The organism is Sinomonas humi (assembly GCF_000802235.1).
Classification (GTDB): domain Bacteria; phylum Actinomycetota; class Actinomycetes; order Actinomycetales; family Micrococcaceae; genus Sinomonas; species Sinomonas humi.
Genome location: NZ_JTDL01000039.1, coordinates 1 through 1,421, shown reverse-complemented (window position 1 = coordinate 1,421; position 1,421 = coordinate 1). Strand labels below are relative to the sequence as shown.

At 71.5% G+C, this 1,421-nt stretch carries 3 protein-coding genes and 1 pseudogene; 3 read left to right on the top strand and 1 reads right to left on the bottom strand.

The annotated features are described in order from the left end of the window. A pseudogene (locus LK10_RS22185) lies at nt 1-228 on the top strand (hypothetical protein); the annotation flags it as partial. Continuing rightward, nucleotides 225-542 carry a hypothetical protein gene (locus LK10_RS03775; RefSeq protein WP_052206920.1) on the top strand — a complete coding sequence of 106 codons (318 nt, stop codon included), beginning with the start codon at nt 225-227 and terminating at the stop codon, nt 540-542. The pseudogene LK10_RS22185 and the gene LK10_RS03775, both read left to right, overlap by 4 nt. Before the next feature lie 17 nt (nt 543-559). Here LK10_RS03775 and LK10_RS22810 read toward each other — a convergent pair whose 3' ends face one another. After that, nucleotides 560-1,045 carry a MarR family winged helix-turn-helix transcriptional regulator gene (locus tag LK10_RS22810; protein WP_052206919.1) on the bottom strand — a complete coding sequence of 162 codons (486 nt, stop codon included), beginning with the start codon at nt 1,043-1,045 and terminating at the stop codon, nt 560-562. A 143-nt stretch (nt 1,046-1,188) separates the two neighbouring features. On the opposite strand from LK10_RS22810, the gene LK10_RS03765 reads away from it, so the two are divergent. Next, nucleotides 1,189-1,421 (top strand): thiamine pyrophosphate-binding protein (locus tag LK10_RS03765; protein WP_043120270.1); only part of this gene is annotated, 233 nt, incomplete at its 3' end.

The following is a 1,421-nucleotide window of genomic DNA, read 5'->3' as shown; positions in this document are numbered from 1 at the left end:
CAGCAGACCTCCGCCCCGCGGGATCCGGACCAGCCGGTGAACCTGTGGGAGCCCGCGGACGCCGACCGGGACTTCGGGGCCCACGGGATCTTCGACGACAAGTCCTCCCCCCGCAGCTACCAGCTCAAGGCCTCCCACCACCACCGCCTCGTCGCGGCCGTCTCGGGCGCGCTCCTGGCCGGGCTGGCCACCACCGCCGCCGCGATCTGGCGCAAGGCCGCCCGATGAAACCCCTCGAAGCCTTCCGGGCCGCCTACGGGGTCATGGAGCTGCTCGCCCCTGGCGCTCTCGAGCGCCTGCTCGTCGGGACTGCCGCGGACGAGCGGGCCCGCACGACGATTCGGATCCTCGGGGCACGGCATGTGCTCCAGGCTGTTCTCACCGCACGGGCGGGCCGAACGGCCCACCGGGTGGGCGGCGGCGCCGACGCCTTGCACGCCCTCTCGATGGTGGCGCTGGCGGCCTTCGACCCGAAGCGCCGCCGCGCAGCCGCCGTCAACGCCGTGATCGCGTTCGCGTTCGCCGTCGGGGAGTTGTGGTGATTTTGGGGGGTGTGGGGTCAGTTTCTGGGTCCGAGGGTGAAGCGGCCGTCTTGGGTGCCTTGGCCGCCGTCGGCGTCGGCGAAGGCGGCCATGGCGGTGGCGACGGATTCCCTGGCGTCGGGGGGGACGCGTTGGAGGACTTCGGCGATGGCCCTGCGGCGGTGCTCGATGACGGTCTCGACGAGGTTCCTGCCCTCGGGGGTGAGGTCGAGCTGGAGGAAGCGCCTGTCGGCGGGGTCCTCGCGCCGGCTCACGAGCCCGGCCAGGACGAGCCGTTCGCAGGTGCGGGTCGCGTTGGAGGCGTGCACGCCGAGCTCGCGGGCGACGGCGCCGAGGTTCTGCGGGCCGCGCAGCGCGATGAGCACCAGCACCCGCAGCTGCGGGCTGGTCACGACGTCCTCGACTTCCATGACGGACTTCGCGGCCACGCGCAGCAGGACGTCGGCTGCCCTCAGGACGGCGTCGACCTGCTCGTGCTGCCCCCGGAATCCCTTGTTCTCCACGGCCCCAGTATCCCCTCGCCCCTTGCGTGGCCGCAAAGCTTGCGCCAGCACACGAGTCCCGGCAGTCCTTCCAGCAGTCCTTCCAGCAGTCGTTCCCGCAGTCGTTCGAGCAGTCGTTCCCTTTGGAATAGGAGAGTGAGCCCATGCCATCCCAGACAGTCGCCGACTACCTTCTGAGCCGCCTGCGCCAGTGGGGTGTGGAGAACGTGTTCGGCTTCCCGGGCGACGGGATCAACGGGATCCTGGCCGCGTTCGGGCGGGCCGATGACAGGCCCCGGTTCGTCCAGGCCCGGCACGAGGAGATGGCCGCGTTCGAGGCGGTGGGGTATGCGAAGTTCACCGGCCGGGTCGGGGTGTGCATGGCGACCTCGGGCCC